Annotated in this window: 27 protein-coding genes; 18 read left to right on the top strand and 9 right to left on the bottom strand. The window is 65.9% G+C overall.

The genetic code is table 11. The features are described from left to right. The first annotated feature begins 136 nt into the window (after window positions 1–136). The 6 genes from ACEN2S_RS19485 to ACEN2S_RS19460 all read left to right on the top strand — a co-directional run bounded on the left by ACEN2S_RS19485 (window position 137) and on the right by ACEN2S_RS19460 (window position 4,704). Window positions 137–553 (top strand): DoxX family protein, encoded by a 417-nt coding sequence (locus ACEN2S_RS19485; protein ID WP_441869456.1) that lies wholly within the window; start codon window positions 137–139, stop codon window positions 551–553. A gap of 133 nt (window positions 554–686) precedes the next feature. Further along, window positions 687–1,544 (top strand): VOC family protein, encoded by an 858-nt coding sequence (locus ACEN2S_RS19480; RefSeq protein WP_441869453.1) that lies wholly within the window; start codon window positions 687–689, stop codon window positions 1,542–1,544. 1 nt (window position 1,545) lies between these two features. Further along, window positions 1,546–2,571, top strand: a complete 1,026-nt coding sequence (locus ACEN2S_RS19475; protein WP_441869450.1) for a glutathione S-transferase family protein — start codon at window positions 1,546–1,548, stop codon at window positions 2,569–2,571. After that, entirely contained in the window at window positions 2,568–3,293 is a 726-nt protein-coding gene (locus ACEN2S_RS19470; protein ID WP_441869447.1) for an alpha/beta hydrolase, read from the top strand. The genes ACEN2S_RS19475 and ACEN2S_RS19470 overlap by 4 nt, the downstream gene beginning before the upstream one ends. A 135-nt stretch (window positions 3,294–3,428) precedes the next feature. Further along, window positions 3,429–3,785, top strand: a complete 357-nt coding sequence (locus ACEN2S_RS19465; protein WP_441869444.1) for a hypothetical protein — start codon at window positions 3,429–3,431, stop codon at window positions 3,783–3,785. Between the two features lie 292 nt (window positions 3,786–4,077). Further along, a complete protein-coding gene (locus ACEN2S_RS19460; protein WP_441869441.1) occupies window positions 4,078–4,704 on the top strand; it encodes an isoprenylcysteine carboxylmethyltransferase family protein in 627 nt (208 codons plus the stop codon). On the opposite strand, the gene ACEN2S_RS19455 is transcribed toward ACEN2S_RS19460, so the two are convergent. Beyond that, a complete protein-coding gene (locus ACEN2S_RS19455; protein WP_441869438.1) occupies window positions 4,587–5,924 on the bottom strand; it encodes an Nramp family divalent metal transporter in 1,338 nt (445 codons plus the stop codon). The genes ACEN2S_RS19460 and ACEN2S_RS19455 overlap by 118 nt on opposite strands. A gap of 171 nt (window positions 5,925–6,095) precedes the next feature. Between ACEN2S_RS19455 and mntR the strand changes: the two genes are divergently transcribed. Next, a complete protein-coding gene (gene mntR, locus ACEN2S_RS19450; RefSeq protein WP_441869435.1) occupies window positions 6,096–6,602 on the top strand; it encodes a manganese-binding transcriptional regulator MntR in 507 nt (168 codons plus the stop codon). 177 nt (window positions 6,603–6,779) lie between these two features. Here the strand turns inward: mntR and ACEN2S_RS19445 are convergent, their stop codons facing one another. The 6 genes from ACEN2S_RS19445 to ACEN2S_RS19420 all read right to left on the bottom strand — a co-directional run bounded on the left by ACEN2S_RS19445 (window position 6,780) and on the right by ACEN2S_RS19420 (window position 12,767). Next, complete coding sequence (locus ACEN2S_RS19445; RefSeq protein ID WP_441869432.1) at window positions 6,780–7,106, bottom strand: hypothetical protein; 327 nt, start codon at window positions 7,104–7,106, stop codon at window positions 6,780–6,782. A gap of 225 nt (window positions 7,107–7,331) precedes the next feature. After that, window positions 7,332–7,676, bottom strand: a complete 345-nt coding sequence (locus tag ACEN2S_RS19440) for a DUF779 domain-containing protein (RefSeq protein WP_441869429.1) — start codon at window positions 7,674–7,676, stop codon at window positions 7,332–7,334. Between the two features lie 243 nt (window positions 7,677–7,919). Next, a complete protein-coding gene (adh, locus tag ACEN2S_RS19435) occupies window positions 7,920–9,446 on the bottom strand; it encodes an aldehyde dehydrogenase (protein ID WP_441869427.1) in 1,527 nt (508 codons plus the stop codon). A 326-nt stretch (window positions 9,447–9,772) separates the two neighbouring features. Continuing rightward, window positions 9,773–10,747 carry a GAF domain-containing protein gene (locus ACEN2S_RS19430; protein ID WP_441869424.1) on the bottom strand — a complete coding sequence of 325 codons (975 nt, stop codon included), beginning with the start codon at window positions 10,745–10,747 and terminating at the stop codon, window positions 9,773–9,775. A 142-nt stretch (window positions 10,748–10,889) separates the two neighbouring features. Next, entirely contained in the window at window positions 10,890–11,654 is a 765-nt protein-coding gene (locus ACEN2S_RS19425; RefSeq protein ID WP_441869421.1) for an RlmE family RNA methyltransferase, read from the bottom strand. A gap of 3 nt (window positions 11,655–11,657) precedes the next feature. Further along, entirely contained in the window at window positions 11,658–12,767 is a 1,110-nt protein-coding gene (locus ACEN2S_RS19420) for a Ppx/GppA phosphatase family protein (RefSeq protein WP_441869418.1), read from the bottom strand. Between the two features lie 259 nt (window positions 12,768–13,026). Here ACEN2S_RS19420 and ACEN2S_RS19415 point away from each other — a divergent pair, with 259 nt between their 5' ends. The 11 genes from ACEN2S_RS19415 to ACEN2S_RS19365 all read left to right on the top strand — a co-directional run bounded on the left by ACEN2S_RS19415 (window position 13,027) and on the right by ACEN2S_RS19365 (window position 23,442). Further along, the gene (locus tag ACEN2S_RS19415) at window positions 13,027–13,335 is read left to right on the top strand and encodes a virulence factor (RefSeq protein WP_441869415.1); all 309 of its coding nucleotides are present in this window, start codon (window positions 13,027–13,029) and stop codon (window positions 13,333–13,335) included. 29 nt (window positions 13,336–13,364) lie between these two features. After that, window positions 13,365–14,264 (top strand): methylenetetrahydrofolate reductase, encoded by a 900-nt coding sequence (locus tag ACEN2S_RS19410; RefSeq protein WP_441869413.1) that lies wholly within the window; start codon window positions 13,365–13,367, stop codon window positions 14,262–14,264. Between the two features lie 3 nt (window positions 14,265–14,267). After that, window positions 14,268–15,233 carry a methyltetrahydrofolate cobalamin methyltransferase gene (locus ACEN2S_RS19405; protein WP_441869410.1) on the top strand — a complete coding sequence of 322 codons (966 nt, stop codon included), beginning with the start codon at window positions 14,268–14,270 and terminating at the stop codon, window positions 15,231–15,233. A gap of 299 nt (window positions 15,234–15,532) precedes the next feature. Further along, on the top strand, window positions 15,533–17,017 hold the full coding sequence (locus tag ACEN2S_RS19400; RefSeq protein ID WP_441869407.1) for a DUF2927 domain-containing protein: 1,485 nt from the start codon (window positions 15,533–15,535) through the stop codon (window positions 17,015–17,017). A gap of 70 nt (window positions 17,018–17,087) precedes the next feature. After that, the gene (locus tag ACEN2S_RS19395; RefSeq protein WP_441869404.1) at window positions 17,088–17,252 is read left to right on the top strand and encodes a hypothetical protein; all 165 of its coding nucleotides are present in this window, start codon (window positions 17,088–17,090) and stop codon (window positions 17,250–17,252) included. 17 nt (window positions 17,253–17,269) lie between these two features. Beyond that, a complete protein-coding gene (locus ACEN2S_RS19390; protein ID WP_441869401.1) occupies window positions 17,270–18,451 on the top strand; it encodes a vWA domain-containing protein in 1,182 nt (393 codons plus the stop codon). Between the two features lie 317 nt (window positions 18,452–18,768). After that, a complete protein-coding gene (locus tag ACEN2S_RS19385) occupies window positions 18,769–19,101 on the top strand; it encodes a hypothetical protein (RefSeq protein ID WP_441869398.1) in 333 nt (110 codons plus the stop codon). Beyond that, a complete protein-coding gene (locus ACEN2S_RS19380; RefSeq protein WP_441869395.1) occupies window positions 19,094–19,756 on the top strand; it encodes a DedA family protein in 663 nt (220 codons plus the stop codon). Before ACEN2S_RS19385 ends, ACEN2S_RS19380 begins: the two co-directional genes overlap by 8 nt. A 55-nt stretch (window positions 19,757–19,811) precedes the next feature. After that, entirely contained in the window at window positions 19,812–20,501 is a 690-nt protein-coding gene (locus ACEN2S_RS19375; RefSeq protein ID WP_441869392.1) for a M48 family metallopeptidase, read from the top strand. A gap of 158 nt (window positions 20,502–20,659) precedes the next feature. Next, window positions 20,660–21,979 carry a hypothetical protein gene (locus ACEN2S_RS19370; protein ID WP_441869389.1) on the top strand — a complete coding sequence of 440 codons (1,320 nt, stop codon included), beginning with the start codon at window positions 20,660–20,662 and terminating at the stop codon, window positions 21,977–21,979. Next, on the top strand, window positions 21,976–23,442 hold the full coding sequence (locus ACEN2S_RS19365) for a cytochrome P450 (RefSeq protein ID WP_441869386.1): 1,467 nt from the start codon (window positions 21,976–21,978) through the stop codon (window positions 23,440–23,442). The genes ACEN2S_RS19370 and ACEN2S_RS19365 overlap by 4 nt, the downstream gene beginning before the upstream one ends. Before the next feature lie 61 nt (window positions 23,443–23,503). Here the strand turns inward: ACEN2S_RS19365 and ACEN2S_RS19360 are convergent, their stop codons facing one another. Together ACEN2S_RS19360 and ctaA are read right to left on the bottom strand one after the other, a co-directional pair. Beyond that, complete coding sequence (locus ACEN2S_RS19360; RefSeq protein ID WP_441869383.1) at window positions 23,504–24,973, bottom strand: carboxypeptidase M32; 1,470 nt, start codon at window positions 24,971–24,973, stop codon at window positions 23,504–23,506. Further along, a complete protein-coding gene (gene ctaA, locus ACEN2S_RS19355; RefSeq protein ID WP_441869380.1) occupies window positions 24,970–26,115 on the bottom strand; it encodes a heme A synthase in 1,146 nt (381 codons plus the stop codon). Before ctaA ends, ACEN2S_RS19360 begins: the two co-directional genes overlap by 4 nt. Between the last annotated feature and the right edge of the window lie 17 nt (window positions 26,116–26,132).

Raw genomic sequence — 26,132 nt, 5'->3', positions numbered from 1 at the left:
CTCTCACATTTGCCCGTATACACTTCCAAATGGAAAAGGCGCATCTCTTGCCCATCGGCCCGCAATGGGGCCGGGCCGGGCCTTGCTCCGGCTGTTATCGCCAAACCGCCCCCACGCAGCAATCGGAGCCTGCCACATGACCAACACCACCGCCCCCGCCACCGCCCCTTATGGCATCTTTGCCCTGCGCCTTGCACTCGGGATCCTGTTTCTCGCCCATGCCGGGCTGAAGATCTTTGTCTTCACCCCGGCGGGCACGGCGCAGTTCTTTGCCTCTCTCGGCCTGCCGGGCTTTCTGGCCTATGTCACCATCGCCTGGGAACTTCTGGGCGCCGCCGCGCTGATCCTCGGCATCTGGCCGCGTCTGGCGGCGCTGGCGCTGGTGCCGCTCATCCTCGGCACCATCTTCACTGTGCATGGCGCGAACGGCTTCTGGTTCACCAACGCGAATGGCGGTTGGGAATATCCGGCCTTCTGGGCGCTGACCCTGGTGGCACTCGCCGCCCTCGGCGATGGCGCCTTTGCTCTGCGCCCGACCCCGCGCCTGCGCTGAGCCATGCCCCCGGCTGCCGCGATACCGGCTGCCGGTGTGCCGCCTGCCAAGCCCCCCTTGCCCAAATGCCGCCCGCCCCGGTTTTGTCCCTGCCGCTGAAACCTGCTACTGTCATTCTGAAAGGAGCCTGATCATGGCCACGTCCGACGCCGAGCTTGAAATCGACCACATCGCCCTGACTGTGCGCGATCTGGAGAAGGTCAGCGCCTTTTACCAAAAGGCACTGGGCATGGCGCAGATCTCTGCCGATGGCGAAACCGCCATTCTCGGGGCGGGTTCGACGCCGCTGCTGCATCTGCGCCGCGACCGCGCCGCCCGCGCCCCCGCGCACCGCAGCGCCGGGCTGTTCCACACCGCCTTCCTGCTGCCCGAACGGGCCGATCTGGCCCGCTGGATGCGCCATGCCATTGACGGCAAACTGCCGCTGCAGGGCGCCTCTGACCACGGCGTCAGCGAGGCCATTTACCTCGCCGATCCCGAAGGCAACGGGATCGAGGTCTATATCGACCGCCCGCGCGATGAATGGCCCCGCTCGGCCACCGGCGTCAACATGAAGACCGAAGCGCTGGATCTTGGCGCGCTGAACGCGGCGGGCAGCGGCAGCTTTGCCGCGATGCCTCAGGGCAGCGTGATCGGCCATGTGCATTTGCAGGTGGGCGGGCTCGAGGCCTCGGACGGGTTCTGGCGCGACCAGATCGGCATGACCCTGACGCAGAACTACCCGGGCGCGAGCTTTTACGGCGCCTCGGGCTACCATCACCACATCGCGGGGAACATCTGGAACAGCCGGGGCGCAGGCCCCCGCGCCCCCGGCGAGACAGGCCTTGCTGCACTGACCCTGCGTGCCGATCCCGGCCCTCTGGCGGCCATTGCCCGCCGCAGCGGCACGGGCAGCACAGAAGGCACGGGAAGCACGGACGCTGGGAGCACAGGTTTCACCCTGACCGATCCCTGGGGCACCCCGATCATTCTGACCCGAAAGGAAGGCTGACATGCTGGTCAATGGCACATGGAGCGAGAACTGGCAGCCGGTGCAGGGTACGGATGCCAAAGGCGGTTTTGTCCGGCAAAGCTCGGGCTTTCGCCACTGGATCACCCCGGACGGCAGCGCGGGCCCCTCGGGCGAAGCTGGTTTTGCCGCCGAGGCCGGGCGCTATCACCTCTATGTGGCCCTGATCTGCCCCTGGGCGTCGCGCACGCTGATGGCCCGCAAGATCAAAGGCTTGGACGCGGCGATTTCGGTCTCGGTGCTCAGCCCGGTGCTGGGATCGCAGGGGTGGGAATTCGGCGGCTATCCGGGCAGCGAGGCCGATCCCTTCAGCCCCGCCCGGCATCTGCACGAACTCTACACCCGCGCCGACCCCGGCTACACCGGCCGCGCCACCGTGCCCGTGCTCTGGGACAAACAGCGCGGCACCATCGTCAACAATGAAAGCGCCGAGATCCTGCGGATGCTGAACAGCGCCTTTGGCGATCTGGCCCGGCACGACATCGACCTCTACCCCGAGGCCCTGCGCCCCGAGATCGACGCGCTGAACGCCGAAATTTATCCCCGGCTGAACAATGGCGTCTACCGCGCGGGCTTTGCCACCACGCAAGAGGCCTATGACGAGGCCTTTGCCGATGTCTTCGGCATGCTTGAGGCGCTGGAACGGCGCTTCGCCGCGGGCGGGGCTTTTCTGGTTGGCGATGCGGTGACCGAGGCGGATATTCGGCTTTTCGTAACACTTGTCCGTTTTGATGCGGCCTATCACGGCCTGTTCAAATGCAACCTGCGCCGGCTGAGTGATTATCCCGCCCTCAGTGCCTATCTGGCGCGGATGCTGGCGCTGCCCGGAGTGCGTGAGACCGTGAACATCGACCATATCAAGGCGGGATATTATTCGATCAAGTCCCTGAATCCGAGCGGGATTGTGCCGCTCGGCCCGGATCTGCCGGGGCTGGATCCCGTGCAGCTGACCGCGCAGACCGGGCTCTTGCAGAGCACAGGCCCCGCCAGCGGGAAGGACATGGCATGAGCGTATCGCCCGCATTGGTCATCTTGCTGCACGGCGTCGGCAGCAAGGGCGCCGATATGGCGGGCCTGGTCCCCTTGCTGGCCGCGGCTTTGCCCGGCGTCGCTTTTGCCGCTCCCGACGGGCCGGAGCTGTTCAGCGGTGGCGGCAGCGGGCGGCAATGGTTCTCGGTTGCCGGGATCAGCGATGAAAGCCGCCCCACCCGCGTCGCCAAAGGCCGCGAGGCCTTTGATGCGACGTTATGCGCGATCATTGCCGACCATGGGCTGAGCGCAGAACCGGGGCGCGTGGCGCTGGTCGGGTTTTCGCAAGGGGCGATCATGGCGCTGGACGCGGTGGCCACCGCGCGCTGGCCCCTCGCGGGGGTGGTGGCGTTTTCGGGCCGTCTGGCGGGCCCGGCACCTTTGGGGCCGAACAGCCATGGCAGCGCCGCATTGCACCAGGCGGGCGGCGCCGACCCCGACGGGCAGGTCAGCACGACGGACCGGCTGTCACCTGTGCTGCTGATCCATGGGGCGAATGATCAGGTGATCGCGGCCTCGGAAACCCTGCAGGCGCGGGCACGGCTGGCCGCGCTCGGGCATCAGGCGCATAAGGTCGTGCTCCCCGGTCTCGGCCATGCGATCGATGCGCGCGGCCTGAGCGAAGCCAGCGATTTCCTGAAGCAGCTGCTCTGCGCTGACGGCGCGGCCGCTGCCCGTTCCGACCTCCCCGCCGCCCAGTAGAGCCACCGCACGCCAGATCCGGGGCGCTAAAAACAACAGCGCCACGGTTAACCATCCCCGGCGATAGACATTGCATCCGCCCCCCATAGGGTCACAATGAACCCTGCCGATTTCTGTCCCGCGCCAAGGATTTACATGCCCGCCCGCCGCCCCGCCCTGCCCTATGGCCTGAAGCTGCCGACCCGTCTGGCGCTTTGTCTGGTGCTGGCCGCCTGCGGCGCCGCGCCCAAGCCGGAGGCGCCGTCGCCGGTGCCCGCCCCCTATGGGTTCAGCGGCGCGGGGCATGCGCAACCGCACCTGGCCGAACGCTGCGTGGCCCGGCTGGCAGCGGACACGGCAACGCCCGCTCCCGAAATCCGGCCCGGCGGCATCACCGCCACCGCGCGCGGCAATATGGTGGCGCTCAGCCTGCGCGGCACGCCCTATCGCTGCACCGCCGATCCCGGTGGCGTGATCCTGTCGGTTCTGCCGGAATATCCGCCCGCCGGATAGCCCCCGAAGGGGCGAAACAGATCGGCGAAAACCACCGCGCCGCGCCCATTTTCGGGCCGGGCACGACCGCGGCGGACAGCGCCGCAACCCCGGCACTGGCGAAGAATTCGCCGCTCCCCAGATCCGCGAAAAATTCCGCACCGCCCCGCGGGGCGGCCTGCAACTTTTCCGGCCCTGCGGCGTAGCTGATCCACCGGGACAGTTCTGATCCGCTGCCCCAAACCGCGCATCACGCCGCGATACCTGTACCGCCCGCGTCCTCCCCGAGGCGGGCCCCGACGAAAGAGACCCGATGTTGCTCACCACCCTCGCATTTCTCGGCTTTGTTCTGCTCGCACGGCTGGGCGAACTCGCCCGCTCGCGTCACAACACGGTGCGGCTGGTGGCGATGGGGGCCTATGAGGTGAGCGCCGGGCATTATCCGCTGATCCTGTTGCTGGATCTGGGCAGTTTTGCCGCGCTGGCCACGCTCGGCCTTGACCGCCCGGTGCAGCCGCTCTGGCTCGGGCTCTATGCCGTGGTGATCGCCCTGAAACTCTGGAGCATTCTGTCGCTCGGGCCGCGGTGGACCGCGCGGATCATCGTGATGATCGAGCCGCCGGTCACCGCGGGGCCCTATGCACGTTTCGCGCATCCCTCGGATGTTCTGGGCGCGGTGGCCGCGCTGACCGCGCCGCTGGTCCTCGGGCTGCCCTGGCTCTCGGCCGCGCTGCTGCTCCCCGTCTTCCTGATCACGGCCGTGCGGATCCGGGCCGAGAATGTCACCCTCGCGCGGCTGCGCAGCCTGCCCAGCCTGCAAGATCAGCCGAGGCCGGGGATCGCCAGACCAAAGGTCGTCGCCAACAACACGGCGTTCAAACCCAGAACGATTGCCGAAGCCGCGATGGCCAACCGCCGCACCAGCGGGCCGTTGGTGTAAACGCCCATGATGTCGCGGCGGCTGGTGAAGACCACCAGCGCGATCATCGGCACCGGCAGCGCGATGGACAAGATCACCTGCGACATCACCAGCGCCTTGGTCGCATTCACCCCCATCGCCACCACGATGAAGGCGGGGGCCATGGTGATCAGGCGCCGCGCCAGCACCGGGATGCGAAAATTCACAAAGCCCTGCATGATCATCTGACCGGCCATGGTCCCCACCACCGAGGAGGAGATCCCCGAGGCGATCAGCGAGATCAGGAAGGCCGCCGCCGCCGCTCCGCCCAGAAGCGGGGTCAGCGAGTGATAGGCGGTCTCGATCTCGGCCACATCCGAGTGCCCCTCGTGAAAGGCGCTGGCGGCCATCATCACCATGGCGATGTTGACCATCCCCGCCACGGCCAGCGCCACCACCACTTCGATGTTGGAAAACCGCAGGAGTTTGCGGCGCTCGCCCTCATTGCGCACCACGGCGCGGCGTTGGGTCAGACCGGAATGCAGATAGATCGCATGTGGCATCACCGTCGCGCCGATGATCCCCACCGAAATCGTCAGCGCGGCGGCATCGGGCATCTGCGGCAGCACCAGCCCCCGCGCGGCCTCGCCCCAGGCAATGGGGGCAATGAACACCTCGACGAGGTAGCACAGCCCGATCACCCCCACGAGCGCACCGATGATGATCTCCATCGGGCGGAAGCCTTTGCCTTCAATCAGCAAAATCCCATAGGTCACGATGGCGGTGACCACCATCCCCGACATCAGCGGCATGTTGAACAAGAGCGCCAGACCGATGGCACCGCCCAGAAATTCGGCCAGATCCGTGGCCATGGCCGCCACTTCGCTGACCGCCCACATCACCCAGACCAGCGGCTTCGGGAAATGGTCGCGGCAGAGTTCCGCCAGATTGCGCCCGGTCACAATGCCCAGCCGCGCCGAGAGGCCCTGAAACAGCATGGCGATCAGATTGGCCATCAGCACGACCCACAGCAGCGCAAAGCCATAGCCCGCCCCCGCCTGAATGTTCGTGGCATAATTGCCGGGGTCCATATAGGCGATGGAGGCAATGACGGCGGGCCCCGCAAACAACAGCACCGCCCGGATGCCGGTCTTGCGCCCTGCCAGAACGTCCGAAATCCCGGCCTGCGTCCGGCTGCTCAACGAGCCCTCAAGCGCCGCATCCGCCGCCACTGCCGAAGTCGCATCCAAAGACATCACCATTTCCTACAGCCATTTCACGCCGAAATGTAGACATGGCTTTATTGTTGTCAACCATCACCAGCATCAACCCCCATGCAAATTTGCACGCATTGCGAAATTCCTCACCCACGTTTACAAAATGAAGCAATGGCAATAGGGTGTGCCCACAATTTCAACTGCCCGGAGGCACCGATGTCCGACCCTGAAGCGCCTCAGGCGGGTCCGCAGGATAACACCACCCCGGGCCCTGGCGGCGCAGCGGAAGCGGCCTCGGAAGCGGGGGCTGAGGTGGTGGCCGAGGCCGCGCGCTTCAATCAGGCCCGGACCGCGCAATCATTGGCGCTTCTCGAAGATTACACCGAGATGATCGACGATCTGATCACCGAACTCGGCGAAGCCCGCATCACCGACATCGCGCATCGCATGGGGGTGACGCATCCGACGGCAACCAAGGCCGTCGCCCGGCTCAAGCGCGAAGGCCTGGCGAATGCGCGCCCCTATCGCGGGGTGTTTTTGACCGATGCCGGGTCAGAGATGGCCGCCCGGGTGCGCCGCCGCCACCGGATTGTGATTGACGTGCTGGAACGGATCGGCGTCCCCGCCGAAGCCGCAGCACTGGACGCCGAAGGCATCGAGCATCACGTCTCGGAAGTGACGCTGGCCGCCTTTGAGCGTTTCTTGAACCGTCCCTCGGGCTGAGAGCAGCGCCCCGGGGCGGGCTTGTCGCCCCCGGTCGGTCAGGCACCGCAGCGCCTGTGGCAGGTCTGCCCTGCGGCGCGGGGAGGGCAAAGCAAAAGGGCGGCGCTTCCCGTCGGAAGCACCGCCCTCGGTCTGACACCCCGGCACGAAGAACCGCCGCCCGCAGGCGCCGTCAGATCACTCGGTCAGCGTGTAGGAGCCGGTTTCGCACAGATCTGCGGTGTCCTCCAACTCCGAACCATCGGTGAACACAAAGCGCATGTCATAGGTGCATTGCGTGCGGCCGTCCGCGATGGTCACCTGCGCGCTCGACCCTGCGCCCAGCATGTCAGCGCCCAGAACATCTTCTTCCCATTCATTCACATCTACGGGCGAGGTGTAAAACTCCTGCAGATCCGCGGAAGTGTTGTTGCTCAGCGTGAAGACCAGATCTTCGGCAAAGGCGGGAACCGCCAAAGCCGTGGCAAGAGCGGTCAGGCAAGCGAGACGCGAAACGGAAACCATGGTTCGTAAACTCCGATGAGGATGTAAATCCGACAGGCGCAACTGGCGCGCGGCCACTGTGCTGCAATGGCCGCCAAAAGCAAGCTGGCCGCAAGAAAATGTCGAAATATCTTTCTGCATTTTCTTGAACTTTCCCTAAGGGTTCGCCCACAGCGTGTAGCGCATCAACGCGCCGCCCCCTCAGATCGCAGAGGGCGGGCCGGTGTCTCGGATTCGGCACGGGCCTTACGGCGCCGCCGTGCCCGGCATGCAGATCGTGGAGCGGGTGAGAAACCGCCGCTCGCGCCCGTTGTCGAGGCTGAACATCCCGCCGCGCCCGGTGACCACATCAATGATGAGATCCGTGTGTTTCCACACCTCATATTGCGGGCCCGAGATATAGACGGGCATGCCGCCGATCTCGCCCAGCTTCACATCACTGTCGCCCAGCCGAAACTCGCCCTGCGGGTAGCACATCGGGGCGGAGCCGTCGCAGCAGCCCCCCGATTGGTGAAACAGTACCGGGCCGTGATCGGCGACGATCTCGGCCAAAAGCGCCAGAGCTTCTGGCGTTGCGCTGACTTTATCCATGTCATCCTCCCTGGGCCGGGGCTGACAGGGCCACGACCGTTGATCTCCCTGCCCCGCCGGCAGATGCCCCCGCTCTCCCACGGGGGTCCTGCCGCGCCCTCCTGAAAACCGAAGGGCGGGCCGTGATGGCCCGCCCCCCGATGATCATGCGCCGTCCCGAGGGAGGTCAAGAGCAGATGGCACATGACATCCGGCGGGCCAGGGTGCCTCAGGCGAAAGCCCCGGGCCTGCCGAAGGTTTTGCTCAGAAGAAGCCCAGCTTCGAGGGCGAGTAGTTCACCAGCATGTTCTTGGTCTGCTGATAATGGTCGAGCATCATCTTGTGGTTTTCGCGACCGATGCCCGATTGCTTGTAGCCGCCAAAGGCCGCATGGGCCGGATAGGCGTGGTAGCAGTTGGTCCAGACCCGGCCCGCCTTGATCGCGCGGCCAAAGCGGTAGCAGGTGTTCACATCGCGCGACCAGACCCCAGCCCCCAGGCCGTAGAGCGTGTCGTTGGCGATCTCGAGCGCTTCGGCATCATCCTTGAACGTGGTGACCGAGACCACCGGGCCAAAGATTTCTTCCTGGAAAACGCGCATCTTGTTGTGGCCTTTGAGCACGGTCGGCTGGATGTAATAGCCGCCCGCCAGATCACCTTCCAGCTTCGCCGCATCGCCGCCGATCAGCACTTCCGCGCCTTCCTGGCGACCGATGTCGAAATAGGACATGATCTTTTCTTTTTGCTCGGACGAGGCCTGCGCGCCGATCATGGTGGCCGGATCGCGCGGATCGCCCTGCACGATGGCCGCCACGCGCTTCAGTGCGCGTTCCATGAATTTCTCATAGATGTCTTCATGGATCAGCGCGCGGCTCGGGCAGGTGCAGACCTCGCCCTGGTTCAGCGCGAACATCACAAAACCTTCGATGGCTTTGTCGAAGTAATCGTCATCGGCGTCGCAGACATCCTTGAAGAAGATGTTCGGGGATTTGCCGCCCAGCTCCAGCGTCACCGGGATCAGGTTTTCCGAGGCATATTGCATGATCAGACGGCCGGTCGTGGTCTCGCCGGTAAAGGCGATCTTGGCGATCCGGTTCGACGAGGCGAGCGGTTTGCCCGCTTCCAGACCAAAGCCGTTGACGATGTTCAGCACACCGGCGGGCAAGAGATCCGCGATCAGCTCCATCAGCACCATGATCGAGGCCGGGGTCTGTTCGGCGGGTTTCATCACCACGCAGTTGCCCGCACCCAGCGCCGGGGCCAGTTTCCACACCGCCATCAGGAGCGGGAAGTTCCACGGGATGATCTGGCCGACAACGCCCAGCGGCTCGTGAAAGTGATAGGCGACAGTGTCATGGTCGATCTCGGAAAGACCGCCCTCTTGCGCGCGCACGGCACCCGCAAAGTAACGGAAATGGTCGATGGCCAGCGGCAGGTCGGCGGCGCGGGTCTCGCGGATCGGCTTGCCATTGTCCCAGCATTCGGCGGTGGCCAGCAGCTCAAGGTTTTGTTCCATCCGGTCGGCGATCTTGTTCAGGATGATCGCGCGTTCGGCGGGGCTGGTGGCGCCCCAGGCGTCTTTGGCGGCATGGGCGGCGTCGAGCGCCGCATCAATGTCCGAAGCGTCCGAACGGGCAATTTCGCAGATCGCGGCGCCGGTCAGCGGGGTGGTGTTGGTGAAATAGCGACCGGCATTCGGGGCGCGGAACGCACCGCCGATGAAGTTGTCGTATTTCGCCTTGAAGGGCGAGGTCATCACACCTTTGAATTCTTGCGCCATGTCATTGGCCATGATCGTTCCTCCCAGATTGGCCGGCCTCCTCGCCGGCGATGGGATCAGGTTGCGCGCCCCGGCCCCCGCTGCATAGCCGGGGGAAAGCGTCGCTTTGGCCGACCTGTCTCAGGGGTGAGACAGGTGCAGGCGCAGAAAGCCGAAATCGGGCCGCGACAGGAAATTGCGCGATTCCGGCGGTTGGCGGATCAAAATGTCGGAGCGAAATCGCCTCTGCCCGCGCGCAGGAGCCTCCGGCGGGGATATTTGGGATCAGGCAAAGGGGATGGGTCGGCCCCGGCCCCGCGCGCGCGGCGCGAAACCTGCGGTGGCGGGCGCGGCGGCGCTCAGACCGACAGGCCGAGCTGTTTCGCCTTGCGGTAGAAGGTGGCCCGGCCGATGCACAATTCGCGCGCGGCGGCGCTCACATTGCCGCCATTGCGGGCCAATGCGCGCGACATCTCCGCCCGATGCGCCGCTTCCAGCCCGGATTGGGCGTCGCCCTCCAGCAGATCGGCGGCGGGCAGACGGCCGAGGCTCTCGGCCTGAATGCCCAATGTGCGGCGCGCGGCGCGTGTGGCGCCCACGATCAGATCATCGCGGTCAATTGCCAAGAGCATGACGCCCTGCGGCCCGCTTTCGCCGCCCCCCGTCGAGAGGATGCGCGCGCCCTCATAACTGGCGCGGAAGAGATCGGATTCGATGCGCTGCGCCGCATCCTGCACGGTCAGCGCCACCAGACGCGCATAGCCCTCGGTCATGTCGGCGCGGGCGGAGGAGACGTCAATCACCCCCGCCAACTCGCCCTGCGCGCCAAAGATCGGCGCGCCCATGCAGGACAGGCCGATGTTGGAGGCGCGAAAATGCTGATCGCGGTAGACGATGACCGGGCGGCCCTCGGCGGCGCAGGTGCCGATGCCATTGGTGCCCTCGGCCCCTTCGGACCAATCGGTGCCGGTGATCAGGCCCACACCGTGGAAATAATCGGCATCCCCCGCCCGCACCCGCTCATCGAGGATCAGCCCGCCCGCATCGGTCAAAAGCACCGCACAACCCGCATCCCCCGCCGCCCGCGCCAGCCGGTCAAGCAAGGGCGAGGCCACCTGCACCAAAAGCCCCGAAGCCTCGCGCCGGGCGAGGATCTCGGCCGCCGTCATCCGCTGCGGTTCCGGCCGCTCTGCCGGGTCGATCTTGTGATGAATGAGAGAGCGGCGCCAGCTGGCGGCATGGGCCGAGCGCCCGAGGGCCTCGGCCGATTGCGCGATGGACCGGACCGTTTCGGCATGGCCCTGTGCGGCGGTTTCGCCTTTTCCGGAAATCACCTTGAAAAGCCTCCCCTCTCTTCGCAGTCAGACCGCAAGGATAGATCGTTTCGCAAAAAGCGCAATGTGGCTTACGAAAAGGTGAGGCGCGCGGCGCCGCGCGCGGTCCCGGTCAGAGGCCGGAACCGGCGCTAAGGGGGCCTCAGCCCGCGTCGTCGTCCTGCAGATCCCCGGCCTCATCCTCATGGCGTTTGCCGCGAAAGCCCGTCGCCACCACGAATTTCTCCGAGGAATCCGAGCGGCTGGCCGGGGGTTTCATGTGATGCACCTTGGTGAAGTTCTTCTTCAGGATATTTTGCAATTCCGTCTCGGCACCGCCCGCCAGCACCTTGGCGACAAAGGTGCCGCCCTCGACCAGCACGTCAAAGGCGAAATAGGCGGCGGCCTCGCAGAGCGCGATGATGCGCAGGTGATCGGTGCCCTGATGCCCCGAGGAAGAGGCCGCCATATCCGACATCACCACATCCGCCGGGCCGCCCAGCCAGTCTTTCACCTGCTGATCGGCGCCCTCTTCGAGGAAATCGAGCTGATGGATATCGGCGCCCGCAATCGGCGACACCTCCTGCAGATCGACGCCGAGCACGGTGCCGATCTTCTTGCCGCCCTTTTCCCCCAGCGCATTCACCCGCGCCACGGCCACCTGACACCAGCCGCCCGGCGCGCAGCCAAGGTCAACCACCCGCGCGCCCTGCACGAGGAAATGGAACTTGTCGTCCAGTTCCATGATCTTATAGGCCGCACGGCCGCGGTAACCCTCTTTCTTGGCGCGCACCACATAGGGGTCGTTCAGCTGCCGCTCGAGCCAAAGCGTCGAAGAGAGCTTGCGCCCCTTGGCGGATTTCACCCGCACCCGCAGGTCGCGCTGGCCGCGACCGGACGTGTTCTTGCCCGTCGGCGTCTTCGTCATCCGTTACCCCATCTCGTGCAGCACGCCATCGGCGGCCATTTGTGCGTAGAGCAGACCTTCGCGCAGCCCCCGGTCCGCAACCGACAAAGCATCGGTGGGCCAGACCCGCATCAGCGCCTGCAAGATTGCCGAACCCGACATGATCAGCGAATGCCGGTCGCGTCCGATCCGCGGATCGCCGCGCCGCCCCTCCGGCCCCAAGGCCAGAAAGCTGCGGATCACCGCGTCGATCTGGTCCGAGGACATGGTCAGCCCGTCTACCTTGGTGCGGTCATAGCGGCGCAGATTGAGATGGCAAGCGGCAACCGTGGTCACCGTCCCCGAGGTGCCGATGATCTGAAACCCCTTGCGCGGCGAACCGGCGGTATAGGGCGAGAAATCGGCCAGCTTTTCCTCAAAGAACCAACTCATCAGCGCGAAACGCGCCGCATCATCCTCGACATCGCCGAACTGATCCTTGAGCGTCGCCACCCCGAGCGGCACCGAGATCCAGTCCACCACCCGCGCGGCCGGTTCTACCGCCGGTTCCGGGTGAAAGCCTTTCGACAGCCGCATGATCGCGCGGGGACGGTCGAGGGGCGGCACATCGGAGAGGTCGATCCAGACGAGTTCCGTCGAGCCGCCGCCAATATCCACCACCAACAGCTGCTCGGTCGTGGTGTTGACCAGCGGTGCACAAGAGATCACCGCCAGGCGCGCCTCTTCCTCAGGTTGGATGATCTCCAGCGGCAGCCCGGTCTCGCGCTTGACCAGACGCATGAAATCCCGCGCATTTTTGGCGCGGCGACAGGCCTCTGTCGCCACCATCCGCATCCGCAAAACCCCATGCTGCTCCACCTTGCGGCGGCAGATCTGCAGCGCCTGCACCGTGCGCGAGATCGAGGCACGCGAAAGCCTGCCAGAGGCTTCAAGCCCCTGCCCCAGCTGGACAGCCTTGGAAAAGCTGTCGACGACCAGAAACTGACTGCCCGAGGGTCGGGCAATCAGCATCCGGCAACTGTTGGTGCCGAGATCCAGCGCAGCATACAGCTCGCCTTGCTCGGCCGACCGGGTGACGAGCGGCTCAACCGCCTTCGGGAACGCGCCCGCACCCGCAGAACGCCTGGGCGCCATTGCTACGCCCTCCGATTTCAAGTTACCCCCAGAGTAATCCGAGCGCCCCGCGCAATCAACCCATGCCCCGAGGGAGGCTCTGTGCATTTTTGCACTTTCATGACAGCCGCCCGGCTTTCTGCGCCCCGACCCGGTCTGCCTGACCGCGCCACGGCCGTGCAGGTCGCAAACAGGGTGTGCAGAGGCGAAAAACGACCTCTTCCGCGCCGGGCGCCCGCGTAATGCTACGAATAAGGACAGGGCGGAGGACAGAATCGACATGGCAGAGGTGACCATCGTCTATTGGCGCGACATTCCGGCGCAGATCATCGTCGGCAAAGGCCGCCGCGCGCTGAAACAGCCGCTGCCCGAGCGCTATGAGCAGGCGATTGACCGCTGCGCCATGAAGATCGGCGCCCGCGACAGCGACGCCTATCTCGCCGAATGGCGCAAGGCCGCCCCGCAGGACGTGCCCGGAGAGGATGCCGCCGCCGCCGAGAGCGAACTGGCCCGGATCCTCGCGCAGTATGACGCCGAGAAACTGCGCGCCCTGATCGAGAATGATGGCTGGGAGACTGCCGCCGAATGAGTTCGGGGCGCTGGGTGAAGGATAAGATAATGGCACTGTTCAATTTCCGCCGTGACACGACCCCTGCGGCCGCCCCGGTATCGGCCGAAGTGGCGGCCTTTCTCGACGGCTTCTCGATCGAGGTGATGCCGCGCACGGCCGCCGGGATCGAGGATTTCGGCGCGCATCTGCCGAAAGGCACCCGCGTCTATATCGCCCATATCGAGGGCACGCCGATTGACGAAATGGTCGCCACCGCCAAGCGGCTGCGGCTGGAAGGCTATGAGCCGATGCCGCATTTCCCGGCGCGGATCATCCCCGACTCTGCCACGCTGAACGACTGGATCACCCGCTATAAAGGTGAGGCGGATGTGCGCCAGGCGCTCTTGCTGGGCGGCGGCGTCAACACCCCCGCGGGCGAGTTTGACAGCTCGATGCAGCTGATCGAGACCGGCGCCTTCAACGGCTTTGCCCGGCTGCATGTGGCAGGCCACCCCGAAGGCAACCGCGACATCGACCCCGACGGCAGCGACCGCGCGGTGATGGAGGCTCTGCGCTGGAAACAGAAATTCTCCGAGCGCACCGATGCCGATATGGCGATTGTCACCCAGTTCTGTTTTGAACCCGATCCGGTCATCGCCTGGGTTGACCGCCTGGCCGCCGAAGGCATCTCGCTGCCGGTGCATATCGGCATCGCGGGGCCGGCCAAATTGCAGACCATGCTGAAATTCGCGATTGCCTGCGGCGTCGGCCCCTCCTTGCGGGTGTTGCAACGCCGGGCCAAAGATGTGACGAAACTGCTGTTGCCGTTTGAGCCTGATGAGATGATCGCCGCTTTGGCCGCGCATAAAGCCGCCAACCCCGGCTTTGGCATTGAGGCTGTGCATTTCTTCCCGCTCGGCGGGATCAAGACCAACGCCGCCTGGGTGGCGCAGAAGAGCAAAGGTTGAACGATGGCCCGCACCGTACTGGAATCCAAAACAAAAACCGTCGTCATCGGCTTTGACGAACCCTTTTGCGTGATCGGCGAGCGGATCAACCCGACGGGCCGCAAGAAACTCGCGGCCGAGCTGGAGGCAGGCAATTTCTCCACCGTCGAGATGGATGCGCTTGAGCAGGTGGCCTGCGGCGCGATGGTGCTCGATGTGAATGCGGGGGTGGTCTACAACTCCAACCCCAACCCGAACGAGACCGAACCGCCGCTGATGACCTCGATGATTCAGCTGGTGCAGGGGCTGGTGGATGTGCCGCTCTGCATTGACAGCTCGGTCCCCGCCGCGCTTGAGGCAGGCCTTGCCGCCTGCGAGGGGCGTCCGCTCCTGAATTCGGTGACGGGCGAGGAAGACCGGCTGGAACTGGTGCTGCCGCTGGTCAAGAAATACAACGTGCCGGTGGTGGCCATCTCCAACGACGACACCGGGATTTCGATGGACCCAGATGTCCGCTTTGCCGTGGCGAAAAAGATCGTCGAGCGCGCCGCCGATTTCGGCATTCCCGCGCATGACATCGTGGTCGATCCCTTGGTGATGCCGGTGGGCGCCCTCTCGAGCGCGGGACAGCAGGTCTTTGCGCTGGTCCGGCGGCTGCGCGATGAGCTGGGGGTGAACACCACCTGCGGCGCCTCCAACATCTCCTTTGGTCTGCCGAACCGGCATGGGGTGAATGCCGCCTTCCTGCCGATGGCGATTGGCGCGGGCATGACCTCGGCCATCATGAACCCCGTCCGCTCGGTCGAGATGGAGGCGATCCGCGCCGCCAATATGCTGATGGACCATGACGCCAATGGCGGCGCCTGGATCGGCTTTTCCCGCATTCTGGATGCGGTCAAAGAGGGCGCCAGCTTCGCCGAAGCCTCCAAGGCCGCGATGGCCGCCGGGGCGGGCCGCGGCGGGCGCCGGGGCGGGCGCGGCCGCGCCTGACACCGATTCTCTTTTTGACAGAAATGAAGGTGAAACCCGGACGCCCCCGCGCCCGGGTTTTTTGCATCTGCCGCATTCGGGTCGCTAAAATCAAAGCAATTCCGGCAGATATGGGCGCGATTATGGCCAGATCTCCGGCAGCAGGGCCAATTGTGGCGCCGAAAGGGCCCTGATGCGCCCTGCGGCAGGCACCAGATCACTATCGCCCTGAAAATATCTTGATTGAGTCACAACAAACCTCTGGTGGCAGGGCAGGCTACACCTTAACGTGAAGACTTAACCGGGGGTTACGCACTGCCATGCGTTACGAAATTCTGCCGACCCGGGCAGCGGCCACCAATCCGGTGGATGCGCCCACGCATGTGTGCCTGCCAGCACGCCTGCATCAAAAAACCGCGCTGACGGTCTCGGCCCTTGTGGCCGCGCTGTTTCTGGGTGCCTGCACCCCGGGCCCGCAGCAAGAAACCATCACCCGCGCCTCAACCTCGGCGCTGGAATTGCCGGGCATGGTCGCTTCCTCCGGCGGGCTGACCCAGCCGCAGCCGCAGGCCCGCCGTCGCGTGGCCTCGAATGCCGAGATCGCCCGCGATTTCGTCGAGCTGAGCTTCAATCTCGAAAGCGGCCGCCCGATCCCCCGCCTCTCGCGCTTCGAGGGGCCGGTGACCATCCGCACCACCGGGGCCGTACCCGCCTCTGCTCCGGCGGAACTGGCGCGCCTGGTCTCGCGTCTGCGGGCCGAGGCGAACATCGACATCACCGCCAGCCAATCCCCCGATGCCTCGATCACGGTGGAATTTGTGCCGCGCCGCACCATGTCGGCGGCCGTGCCGAATGCCGCCTGTTTCGTGGTGCCGAATGTCACCTCCTGGGAGCAGTACAAACGTGCCCGCGGCACGGCGGTGACCGATTGGGCACAGGTGCCGGTGCGCACCCATGCCACGGTTTTCGTGCCCTCCGACACCGCCCCGCAAGAGGTGCGCGACTGTCTGCATGAGGAAGTGGCCCAAGGCCTCGGGCCGCTGAACGACCTTTACCGGCTGCCGGATTCGATCTTCAACGATGACAACTTCAACACCACACTGACCGCGCATGATATGGCGGTGCTCAAGGTGTATTATGCCCGCGAATTGCATTCGGGCATGACGCCGCCGCAGGTGCAGGCGCTCTTGCCGCAGGTGCTGGCCCGGGTGAACCCGGCAGGCGGCCCGACCTCGGGCGCCGGCAAACCCAGCCCGACGCCGCAGATCTTTGTGGCGACGCTGGAAAAGGCGATGGGGCCGCGCGCCTCGAACCGCGCCCGGCAGGATTTCGCCCGTCAGGCCGTGGCGATGGCCGCCGCGCAGGGCTGGCATGACACCCGCGCCGGGTTCGCCTGGTTCGCTCTGGGCCGTCTGACCATGCAGGACGCGCCGCAGACCGCGCTGACCGCCTTCCTCAACGCCGGTGCCATCTACCGCGCCACGCCGGGGGCAGGCATTCAGGCCGCCCATGTCGACATGCAGCTGGCGAAAGTGGCGCTGGCCAATGGCCGGGCACAGGAGGCGATCCAGCTGGTCAACCGCTCGACCGGCGCCGCGCTGGAAAATGAGAATCCGGCGCTGATGGCGACGCTTCTGCTGATCCGCGCCGAGGCCTATGAGATGCTGGGCAACGACCAGTTGTCGCGGCAGGCAAGGCTCGACTCGGCTTCCTGGGCACGCTATGGCTTCGGCTCTGATGCGGCGGTGCGGCAACGCTCTGCGGAAGTCGCGGCGCTGGCCAATACGGGCTCGCGGCGCAACTGAGGCCCGCCATCCCGACGGGCGCGTTCTGAGCAGGGCGCGTCCCCTGCCCCTAGCGCGCCCCGGAGGCCCCATGATCGTTATCGCTGCTCTCATCTTCGGTGCCCTTCTGGGCTATCGCCGCGCGGCAACGCGCGGCGGCAATGGTTTTGACCGCACGCAATATGCGGTGGTGCATGCCATCGCCCTGGGTCTGGTCGGCCTCATCATCACCCTCGTCATCGACCGTATGGTCTGAGCCAGGGGGGGGCGGCGATGTTCCTGCCCTTTTTCCAGATGCTGCGGCGCGAGGGGGTTCCGGTCTCGCTGCGCGAATATCTCGGCTTTCTCGAAGGGCTGCGCGCCGGTCTCTGCACCTATGACATTGACGCGTTTTACTATTTCGCGCGGCTGTCGATGGTGAAGGATGAGCGCCACCTCGACCGCTTCGACCGCGCCTTTGCCGCCAGCTTTTCCGGCCTCGACGCCATTCCCGCCGAAGCAGTGCTGGAGGCGATTGATCTGCCCGCCTCCTGGCTGGAGAAACTGGCCGAAAAGACCCTCAGCCCGGAGGAGCGCGCCGAGATCGAGGCCCTGGGCGGTTTTGACAAGCTGATGGAGACCCTGAGTCAGCGGCTGGCCGAGCAGGACGGGCGGCATCAGGGTGGCAACAAATGGGTGGGCACGGCGGGCACCTCGCCCTTTGGTGCCTATGGCTACAACCCCGAAGGCGTGCGGATCGGTCAGGACAAATCCCGCCATCAGCGCGCGGTCAAGGTCTGGGACAAGCGCGAATTCCGCGATTTCGACGATACTGTCGAGCTGGGCACCCGCAACATCAAGGTCGCGCTGAAACGGCTGCGGAACTGGGCGCGCAAGGGGGCCGAGGAAGAGCTGGACCTGCCCGCCACCATCCGCGCCAGCGCCGAGGCCGGGCATATTGATGTGGTGATGCGCCCGGAGCGGCACAATGCGGTGAAGCTGGTCCTCTTCCTCGACATCGGCGGCTCGATGGATGCGCATGTCAAGACGGTGGAGGAACTGTTCTCGGCCGCCCGCGCCGAGTTCAAGCATCTGGAGCATTACTACTTCCACAACTGCCTTTATGAGGGGGTCTGGCGCGACAACCGCCGCCGCTGGGATGAAAAGATCGCGACGATGGACCTGATGCACCGCTTCGGGCCTGACTGGAAATGCCTCTTTGTCGGCGATGCCTCGATGAGCCCCTATGAGCTGACCCATGCGGGCGGGGCCAATGAACATTGGAACCCGGAACCCGGCGCGCTCTGGCTGCAGCGCAGTTGCGAGACATGGCGGCACCATGTCTGGCTGAACCCGGTGCCCGAGCGCTATTGGCCCAGCACACCGACGATTGCAGCCATCCGCGATATTTTCGGCGGAAACATGTACCCTCTGACGTTGGAAGGGATCACGGCGGCGATGAAGGCTCTGGGGTGACCGCAAAACTGCGAAGGCGGGCCCGGCCAAAGTCCCGCCCGGAAGAATGCCGAGAACTGAACGCCCGTGGCTCACCATACGCCTGTCTGACCACCCGCCTGTCTGACCAAACCTGACCTTTGCCCGCCTCTCAACCCTGCCCGCCCCTGAACACCCGCCGTCCCTGCCCGCCCAGCGTCCCGAACCGAACCGACCCCACCAAACCCAAACGCCCGAACAAAAACGCCCGACACCGATACGCCCCGCAGCAACCACCCCCTGCCCCGCCCGCTCTGCCCCGCTGCATCTGCCCCGAACACCCCGACGGAAAGCCGAGAATGACCCGCCTGAAGACCATCTGGAAACGCCAGCCCATCGCCACCATCGCCTTTGTCATCGCCGTGGTTCTGGCGGGGTTCTATGGCGTGCGGGTGATTGGCCGCGTGGTCTATTGGGCGAACCCCGCGCATCACGCGCAGGCGCCGGAGGGCTGGATGACCGTCGGCTATATCGCCAAAAGCTGGCGGTTGAAAAAGCCCGATGTCGGGGCCGCCCTTGATCTGCGGCCCGAGGACTACCGCAAACCGCTCGCGGCAATTGCGCGGGCGCGCGGCATCCCGCTGGCCGAGCTGATCTCGGAACTCGATCCGGTGCTGACCACCCATGACTGAGATTCTCCTGCAGCTTTTGCCCGTCTGGGGGCCCTGGCTGGTCGGGCTGACCACGCTCTTGTCCTGCATGATGGTGCCGGTGCCCGCCTCGATGGTGATGCTGGCGGCGGGCGCCTTTATCGGCACCGGCGATCTCGATCTGGTCACCACCGGCGGCGCGGCCCTGGCGGGGGCGCTCGCGGGCGATCAGGTGGGCTTTTGGGGCGGGCGTTTGCTGCGGCGGCTCTTGCCCGCGCCGGGGTCGGCCCGCGGGCGGCTGGTCAGCCGGGCACAGCGCGAGCTGGAAGAGCGCGGAGTGCTGGCGGTGTTCTTGTCGCGCTGGCTGTTTTCACCGCTCGGCCCCTGGGTCAATCTGGTGGCGGGTGCCACCGGCTTTGCGCTGACCCCCTTCCTCGCGGCGGGGATCGCCGGTGAGGTGGTCTGGGTCAGCCTCTACACGGGCCTTGGCATCACCTTTGGCAGCAACCTTGAGGCCGCCACCGAACTCGCCTCCTCCACCCTTGGCCTGCTGGCGGCACTCGCCGCCGCGCTGGCTTTGGGCCGCTGGATCTGGCGCCGTGCCACAACCCATGCCGAGCGTGAGACGGCAAGCCCGGCAGAGGACCCCGCGGCCTTCGACAGCCCCCTGCCCGGCGGCGCACAGGATGGGGCCTGACCCCTGCGACCCCTTGGGCGCTTGACCCCGGCGGCCACAGCATCATACTCGGGGGATGCTGCGCTTTCTCCCCTTCCTTCTGATCATCGGCTATGGCTTTGTGGTCTGGCATTTCTCGGCCCGCCGTCTGGCGCGCGAGCTGGATGAACGCTCGACCCCGCTCAATGATCCCGCCCTCACCCCCATGCTGCTGCAGCTGGCTCTGGCCCTCGGTCACAACCGGCTGCCGGTCTTCGTCTATGAGGTCGCCCCGATCAACGGTCTGGCCGCCCCCGATGGCCGGGTGTTCCTGACCCGCGGATTTCTCAATGCGTTCAAGGCAGGTGAGGTGAGCGCCGATGAGCTGGCCAGCGTGATCGCGCATGAGCTGGGCCATGTCAGCCTCGGCCATTCCCGGCGGCGGATGATTGATTTCAACGGCCAGAACGCGCTGCGGGTGATCCTCAGCGGTATTCTGGGGCGGATCCTGCCGGGCATCGGCGTCTGGCTGGCGCAGGTGCTGACCTCGGCGCTGGCCGCCCGGCTGTCGCGGCGGGACGAGTTCGAGGCAGATGAATTTGCCACGGCGCTGATGATCAAGGCGGGCTTTGGCACTGCGCCGCAGGTCCGGCTGTTTGAAAAGCTGCCCGCGCTGACCGGCGGCACGGGATCGGTGCCCGCCTGGCTGATGTCGCATCCCGAGACCGGGGCGCGCATCGCCGCCATCCGCAAGAATGAGGCCCGCTGGAGCGCTGCGGAGGATTGAGGGCTGCGCCCCGACGCCAGAGGGCCGACATCAGAGGGCCCGGATATGAGGGTTGAGGGCGGAAGGGCAGCCCCCCGACGGCACCCAGTTCTCCCCGCCTGCAAGCCCTTACTTTTGCCTGATTTCGGCGCTAGCCTGCGCAAAACCGATGAGGCGCAATGTCCGATCCCGCATCCATAGCCAGCCCGGCCGCGTTGCAGCCCGCCGGAGCTGAACCGCGCAAGGGCAGCCGCGCTGAGGCCGGTGCGGCCCCGGGCGTTGCGGAACAGACCGTGCGCCGACGGCGGGTGTTCTACATCCCGGGCTATGACCCGATCCCCCCGCGCCGCTACCGCGAGCTCTACCGCAGTGAAAGCGCGGCGCAGGCGAAGATCTCGGGCTATGAGATCACGCTCAGCCCCAAGGCGACGCGGGCGGGCCGCTACGGCTGGCATGTCGCGGCGACGATCGGGGGGGCCAGCTGCTCGGCGGATGTCGAGGTGCTGCTCTGGTCCGATATCGTGCGCGGCTCGATGGGCCAGTCGATCCCGGCGACCTATGCGCAACTTCTGCGCACCGCCTGGGCCTATATCGGCTCGGGCGCGCTCTTCCGGCTGATGCGGCTGCGCAAGGGGCCGATGATTGCAGCGCTCTACCCGATCGTACTATTGATCCTGCAAGCGGTTCTCGGGGCGGGCCTTGGCTGGGGCGTGGCGGCACTGGCGCTTTGGGCTTTGCCCGATTTTCCGGGCGCCGGGCTGCTGGGGCTGGTCCTCGCGCTCGCGGTGCTGGCACTGGTGCTGGAGCGGTTCCGCCGCTGGGACCACCGGCTCTATGCCTATTACCTCATGCATGACTACGCCTATTCGGCGCAGGCAGGCGGGGCCAATCCCCCGGCGCTGGAGGCGCGGATGGCGGAATTTGCCGATGCCATCGCCCATGCCCTGACCGAGGATTGGGACGAGGTGCTGGTGGTGGGCCATTCGTCGGGGGCGCATCTCGGCGTCTCGATTCTGGCCGATCTCTTGCGCGCGGACCGAGTGCCCGCGGGCGCGACCCTGGGATTTCTGAGCCTTGGTCAGGTGGTGCCGATGGTCTCGTTTCTGCCCAAGGCGCAGCGGCTGCGCGCCGATCTGCGCCATCTCGCGGCGCAGGACCGCATCGCCTGGGTCGATGTCACCGCGCCGGGCGATGGCTGCGCCTTTGCGCTCTGCGATCCGGTGGCGGTCACCGGCGTGGCCCCCTCGGACAAACGCTGGCCGCTGGTGATCTCGGCCGCCTTTACGCAATCGCTGAGCCCGGAACGCTGGGCCGAGCTGCGCTGGCGGTTTTTCCGGCTGCATTTTCAATATCTTTGTGCCTTTGACCGCCCGGCGGATTACGATTATTTCCAGATCACCGCCGGGCCAGAGACGCTTGCTGCGCGCTATGCCGGACGCCCCGCCTCCAAAAGCCGGATCGAGCGGGCCGAGAACCGATACACGGATTATGCGCTATGAGCGGCTGCCCGCATCTGCCGGCCCAGAATCCGGCCCAGAACCCGACCCGGAATCCGCGCCAAGATCCGGCCCGACTTCCGCCAAAACCCGCGGCGCGGCCCGACAAGGTCAGCCTCTGGCGCTATCTGCGCCTGTTTCGCCGTGACATCCTCTCGGCGCAACCTGCCCGCCTCTACCGCGCCTGGATGGCCGAGTTCCGCACGCCGTTCTTCCGCAGCTATCTCTGCAATGACCCCGATCTGGTGGATCTGGTGCTGAAGGGCCGCCCGCAGGATTTCCCGAAATCCGACCGCGTGCGCGAAGGGCTGAAGCCGCTTCTCGGCCGCTCGGTCTTTGTGACCAATGGCGCCGAATGGGAGCGGCAGCGGCGCATCATCGACCCTGCCTTTGAAGGCGGCCGCCTGCGCGAGATCTATCCGGCGATCTGGGCGGCGGGACGGGCTGCCGTGGAACGCATGCGCGCGAACATTGGCCCGGAACCGATTGATATTGAGCCGGAAACCAGCCACGCGGCGGCGGATGTGATTTTTCGGACCCTGTTCTCGATCCCCATCGAACATGCCACGGCTTCGGCGGTATTCAGCGCCTTTCGCGCGCATCAGCAGGCGATGCCAATCCTCAACCTCGGGGCGCTTTTGCCGCTGCCGCGCTGGTTTCCGCGTTTCCATTCACGCGCGACCAAGCGCACGGCGCGGCAAATCCGGGCGCTGATCACCCGGCTGACGGCGGCGCGGATGCAGGAAATCACCGCGGGCACCGCGCCCGGGGATCTGGCGACCAAGATCATGACCACCGCCGATCCCTTGACCGGGGCGCGGTTCGACACCGACGAGATGGTCGATCAGGTGGCGATCTTCTTTCTGGCCGGGCATGAGACCTCTGCCTCGGCCCTCGCCTGGGCGCTCTATCTGCTCGCCACCCATCCCGACTGGCAGGACCGGCTGGCGGCGGAGGCGGACAGCGTCCTGAGCCACCATCAGGATTTCGCGGCTCTGGGGCAGTTGAAAACCGCGCGCGCGGTGTTCCGCGAGGCGATGCGGCTCTATCCGCCGGTGCCGATGATGGTGCGCGAGACGCGCTGTCCCGAGACCTTTCGGACCCGCGAGGTTGCCCCCGGCGCGCAGGTGGTGCTTTCGCCCTGGCATCTGCACCGGCATGAGCGGATCTGGGACAATCCGGACGCGTTCGACCCCGCACGGTTTGAGACCGAGAATGGCCGAGAGGGGCTGCGGCGGGCCTATATTCCGTTTTCGGCGGGCAGCCGTGTCTGTCCGGGGGCGGGATTTGCCATGGTGGAGGGGCCGCTCCTGCTGGCCATGCTCGCGCGGGAATTTCGCTTCGCGGCACTGGCGGACAGGGTGCCGGTGCCCGAAGCGCATCTGACGGTGCGCGGGCGCGACGGGATCTGGCTGCGGGTCAGCGCGCGGGAAGGAAGCTCGGGGGCGCCTGTTACGGCGGAGTAAGGGGGGGCGCTGCCCCCGGCCTGCGGCCTCCCCCGAGGTATTTTCGCCAAGAAGAAAGCGATCAGAGGCGGTAGATGCCGCGGAACTTCTCTTCCAGATAGTCGAGCAGCGGGCCTTCATGCGGGGCAAAGCCACAGGCGTTTTCGATCGTGCTGGCGGGCGCGTGCAGGCCGCCGTGCTGTTGCAGGTTTTGCCGCAGCCAGCGGGTGGCGGGGCTGGCGTCGCCCTGGGCCAGATGCGCGTCGAGTTCGGGGACCTGCGTTTGCAGGGTTTGCCAGAGGCAGCCGGCATAGACATTGCCGAGCGTATAGGTGGGGAAATAGCCGAACAGGCCCGCCGCCCAATGCACATCCTGCAGCACGCCATGCGCCGGACGGTCGACCGCAAAGCCGAAATCGGCAAGGAAGCGGGCGTTCCAGGCCTCTTCCAGATCGGCGACTTCGAGGCGGCCGGCGATCAGCTCACGCTCAAGATCAAAGCGCAGCATGACATGCAGGTTATATTGCAGCTCATCGGCTTCGGTGCGGATATAGCCCGCATTCACCCGGTTCACCGTGCCATGGAAAGCCTCGGCATCACGGACGGAGAGCGGGCCGAAGGCATCCGACATCCGCGCATGCAGCCAGCCGGTGAAGGCCTTGCCGCGGCCCATCTGGTTCTCATAGATCCGGCTTTGGCTTTCATGCACCCCCATCGATACGCCGCGCCCCAGCGGGGTCAGCGCATGGATGGGATCGATCCCCTGTTCGTAGCAGGCATGGCCCACCTCGTGGATGGTGGAGTAGAAGCAGTTGAACGGGTCGGTTTCGACCACGCGGGTGGTGATGCGCACATCCGCGCCGGAGCCTGAGGAGAAGGGATGCACCGCCATATCAAGGCGGCCGCGCGTCCAGTCATAGCCGAAAGCCGTGGCGCAGGCTTTGGAGATGCGCAGCTGCGCATTCTCGGGGAAGACCCCTTCGAGTTTCGGGGGTTGGTAGGCGGCGCCGAGCACCGCTTCGCGGAGCGCCACCAGACGCGGGCGCATGCGGCCAAACATCGCCGTCAGGCTGGCGCCCGTCGTGCCGGGCTCATAATCCTCAAGCAGCGCGTCGTAGAGGTCGCCCTCGGAGAGGGCCTCGGCATATTCGCGTTTCAGCGCCACGATCTGGTTCAGCGTCGGCAGGAAGGCCGCCGGATTGTCATTGGCCCGCGCCTCGGCCCAGATGCCATAAGAGAGGCTGGTGAGCCGCGCCAGTTCCGAAGCGAGACGCGCCGGGATGCGGGCGTTGCGGTTGTAGCTGCGCGCGATCAGATCGAGCGCACGGCCCCCGGCGGCATCCGTCGCCTCGGCGCGGGCCAGCCAATCCTCGATCCGGGGATCGGTGCGGCGGGCATGCAACACCCCCTCCAGCGCGGCGGTCTCCTCGGCCCGCTGATCGGCGGCGCCGCGCGGCATCATCGCCTCCTGATCCCAGCCAAGACGTTCGGCCACCAGGCTCAGCGCTTCGGTCTCGCGCTGAAATGCCATCAACTGATTGAACGCGGTCATTTGGTCCTCCGGATGGATTGCACGAGGGGGTAGCGGGCGTTGAACCGCGCGCGGATGATCAGCACCCAAAGGGCGACGGCGCCCAGCTGATGAGTCAGGCCAAGATGCAGGGGCGCGGCATGAAGCACGGTGAAGATGCCCAGTGCGACCTGTGCCACCAGCATCACCGCCATCACCAGAAACGCCTGTTGCGTCAAGGGATGCGCCGAACGGCGGGCCTTGAGGAAGGCGGCGATGCCGAAGGCAAAGACCGCATAGCCCACCATGCGGTGGATGAACTGCACCAGCCCGGGGTTTTCAAAGAACGCGGCCCAGAGCGGGCGGCCCGGCACATAGAAGGCATCCGCCGGGAAGAACTGCCCGTTCATATCGGGCCAGGTCGGGAAAGCGCGGCCCGCATCAATGCCCGCCACCAGCGCGCCGAGCAGGATTTGCAGGAAAGCCAGATGCATCAGCCCGGTGGCCATGCCGAAAAGCCGGGGTTCGCCCGAGCGCCGCGCCTGCAGGAGATCCGCCTCACGCCGGCCCAATTGCAGCACATACCAGGTGATGGTGCCGAGGATGATGAAGGCAAGGCCCAGATGCACCGCCAGCCGGTAAGAGGCGACCGAGGTCATCTGTCCGGTCAGCCCCGAGGAGACCATCCACCAGCCAATCGCGCCTTGCAGCCCGCCAAGCGCGCCCAGAATCCACAACCGGCGGCTCCAGCCAACCGGCAATTTCCGCGCCAGTGCAAAGCCCGCGAAGCCCAAGGCCCAGACAAGTCCGATCACCCGGCCAAGCTGGCGATGCCCCCATTCCCACCAGAAAATCGCTTTGAATTCCGCCAGTTCCATCCCGTGGTTCAGAATCTGAAACTGCGGGCTGGCCTGATATTTGCTGAACTCAACCTCCCAATCGGCAGGGTTCAGCGGCGGGATCGCCCCGGTGACCGGCTTCCATTCGGTGATCGAGAGGCCGGAATCGGTCAGCCGCGTCAGCCCGCCCACGGCGATCATCGCCACCAGCAGCGCAAAGATCAGCCCCAGCCAGATCTGCATGGCGCGGCGCGCGCCTTGCGGGCGGGTGTCGATCATCCCGCCCTTGGGGGCAGGTTTCGCGGTTTCCGTCACATCTTCAAAAATGCTGCGCGCTTTGGCCATCTTGGGTCTCCATCTTC

Origin of the sequence: Phaeovulum sp. W22_SRMD_FR3 (assembly GCF_052113705.1) — a bacterium.
In the GTDB taxonomy this organism is placed as follows: Bacteria; Pseudomonadota; Alphaproteobacteria; order Rhodobacterales; family Rhodobacteraceae; genus JBGQOG01.
Note: the sequence above shows the minus strand (reverse complement) of the source record. Positions and strands in the feature narration are given on the sequence as shown.

Excerpts from the sequence above, each read along its gene's own strand:
- ACEN2S_RS19390 (WP_441869401.1), top strand. The coding sequence starts at position 17,270 with ATGTTCCTGCCCTTTTTCCAGATGCTGCGGCGCGAGGGGGTTCCGGTC.
- ACEN2S_RS19485 (WP_441869456.1), top strand. The coding sequence starts at position 137 with ATGACCAACACCACCGCCCCCGCCACCGCCCCTTATGGCATCTTTGCC.
- ACEN2S_RS19400 (WP_441869407.1), top strand. The coding sequence starts at position 15,533 with ATGCGTTACGAAATTCTGCCGACCCGGGCAGCGGCCACCAATCCGGTG.
- ACEN2S_RS19440 (WP_441869429.1), bottom strand. The coding sequence starts at position 7,676 with ATGGATAAAGTCAGCGCAACGCCAGAAGCTCTGGCGCTTTTGGCCGAG.
- ACEN2S_RS19360 (WP_441869383.1), bottom strand. The coding sequence starts at position 24,973 with ATGACCGCGTTCAATCAGTTGATGGCATTTCAGCGCGAGACCGAAGCG.
- ACEN2S_RS19410 (WP_441869413.1), top strand. The coding sequence starts at position 13,365 with ATGGCACTGTTCAATTTCCGCCGTGACACGACCCCTGCGGCCGCCCCG.
- ACEN2S_RS19370 (WP_441869389.1), top strand. The coding sequence starts at position 20,660 with ATGTCCGATCCCGCATCCATAGCCAGCCCGGCCGCGTTGCAGCCCGCC.
- ctaA (WP_441869380.1), bottom strand. The coding sequence starts at position 26,115 with ATGGCCAAAGCGCGCAGCATTTTTGAAGATGTGACGGAAACCGCGAAA.
- ACEN2S_RS19375 (WP_441869392.1), top strand. The coding sequence starts at position 19,812 with ATGCTGCGCTTTCTCCCCTTCCTTCTGATCATCGGCTATGGCTTTGTG.
- ACEN2S_RS19445 (WP_441869432.1), bottom strand. The coding sequence starts at position 7,106 with ATGGTTTCCGTTTCGCGTCTCGCTTGCCTGACCGCTCTTGCCACGGCT.
- mntR (WP_441869435.1), top strand. The coding sequence starts at position 6,096 with ATGTCCGACCCTGAAGCGCCTCAGGCGGGTCCGCAGGATAACACCACC.
- ACEN2S_RS19460 (WP_441869441.1), top strand. The coding sequence starts at position 4,078 with ATGTTGCTCACCACCCTCGCATTTCTCGGCTTTGTTCTGCTCGCACGG.
- ACEN2S_RS19365 (WP_441869386.1), top strand. The coding sequence starts at position 21,976 with ATGAGCGGCTGCCCGCATCTGCCGGCCCAGAATCCGGCCCAGAACCCG.
- adh (WP_441869427.1), bottom strand. The coding sequence starts at position 9,446 with ATGGCCAATGACATGGCGCAAGAATTCAAAGGTGTGATGACCTCGCCC.
- ACEN2S_RS19475 (WP_441869450.1), top strand. The coding sequence starts at position 1,546 with ATGCTGGTCAATGGCACATGGAGCGAGAACTGGCAGCCGGTGCAGGGT.
- ACEN2S_RS19405 (WP_441869410.1), top strand. The coding sequence starts at position 14,268 with ATGGCCCGCACCGTACTGGAATCCAAAACAAAAACCGTCGTCATCGGC.
- ACEN2S_RS19465 (WP_441869444.1), top strand. The coding sequence starts at position 3,429 with ATGCCCGCCCGCCGCCCCGCCCTGCCCTATGGCCTGAAGCTGCCGACC.
- ACEN2S_RS19415 (WP_441869415.1), top strand. The coding sequence starts at position 13,027 with ATGGCAGAGGTGACCATCGTCTATTGGCGCGACATTCCGGCGCAGATC.
- ACEN2S_RS19420 (WP_441869418.1), bottom strand. The coding sequence starts at position 12,767 with ATGGCGCCCAGGCGTTCTGCGGGTGCGGGCGCGTTCCCGAAGGCGGTT.
- ACEN2S_RS19380 (WP_441869395.1), top strand. The coding sequence starts at position 19,094 with ATGACTGAGATTCTCCTGCAGCTTTTGCCCGTCTGGGGGCCCTGGCTG.
- ACEN2S_RS19425 (WP_441869421.1), bottom strand. The coding sequence starts at position 11,654 with ATGACGAAGACGCCGACGGGCAAGAACACGTCCGGTCGCGGCCAGCGC.
- ACEN2S_RS19455 (WP_441869438.1), bottom strand. The coding sequence starts at position 5,924 with ATGGTGATGTCTTTGGATGCGACTTCGGCAGTGGCGGCGGATGCGGCG.
- ACEN2S_RS19480 (WP_441869453.1), top strand. The coding sequence starts at position 687 with ATGGCCACGTCCGACGCCGAGCTTGAAATCGACCACATCGCCCTGACT.
- ACEN2S_RS19470 (WP_441869447.1), top strand. The coding sequence starts at position 2,568 with ATGAGCGTATCGCCCGCATTGGTCATCTTGCTGCACGGCGTCGGCAGC.
- ACEN2S_RS19385 (WP_441869398.1), top strand. The coding sequence starts at position 18,769 with ATGACCCGCCTGAAGACCATCTGGAAACGCCAGCCCATCGCCACCATC.
- ACEN2S_RS19395 (WP_441869404.1), top strand. The coding sequence starts at position 17,088 with ATGATCGTTATCGCTGCTCTCATCTTCGGTGCCCTTCTGGGCTATCGC.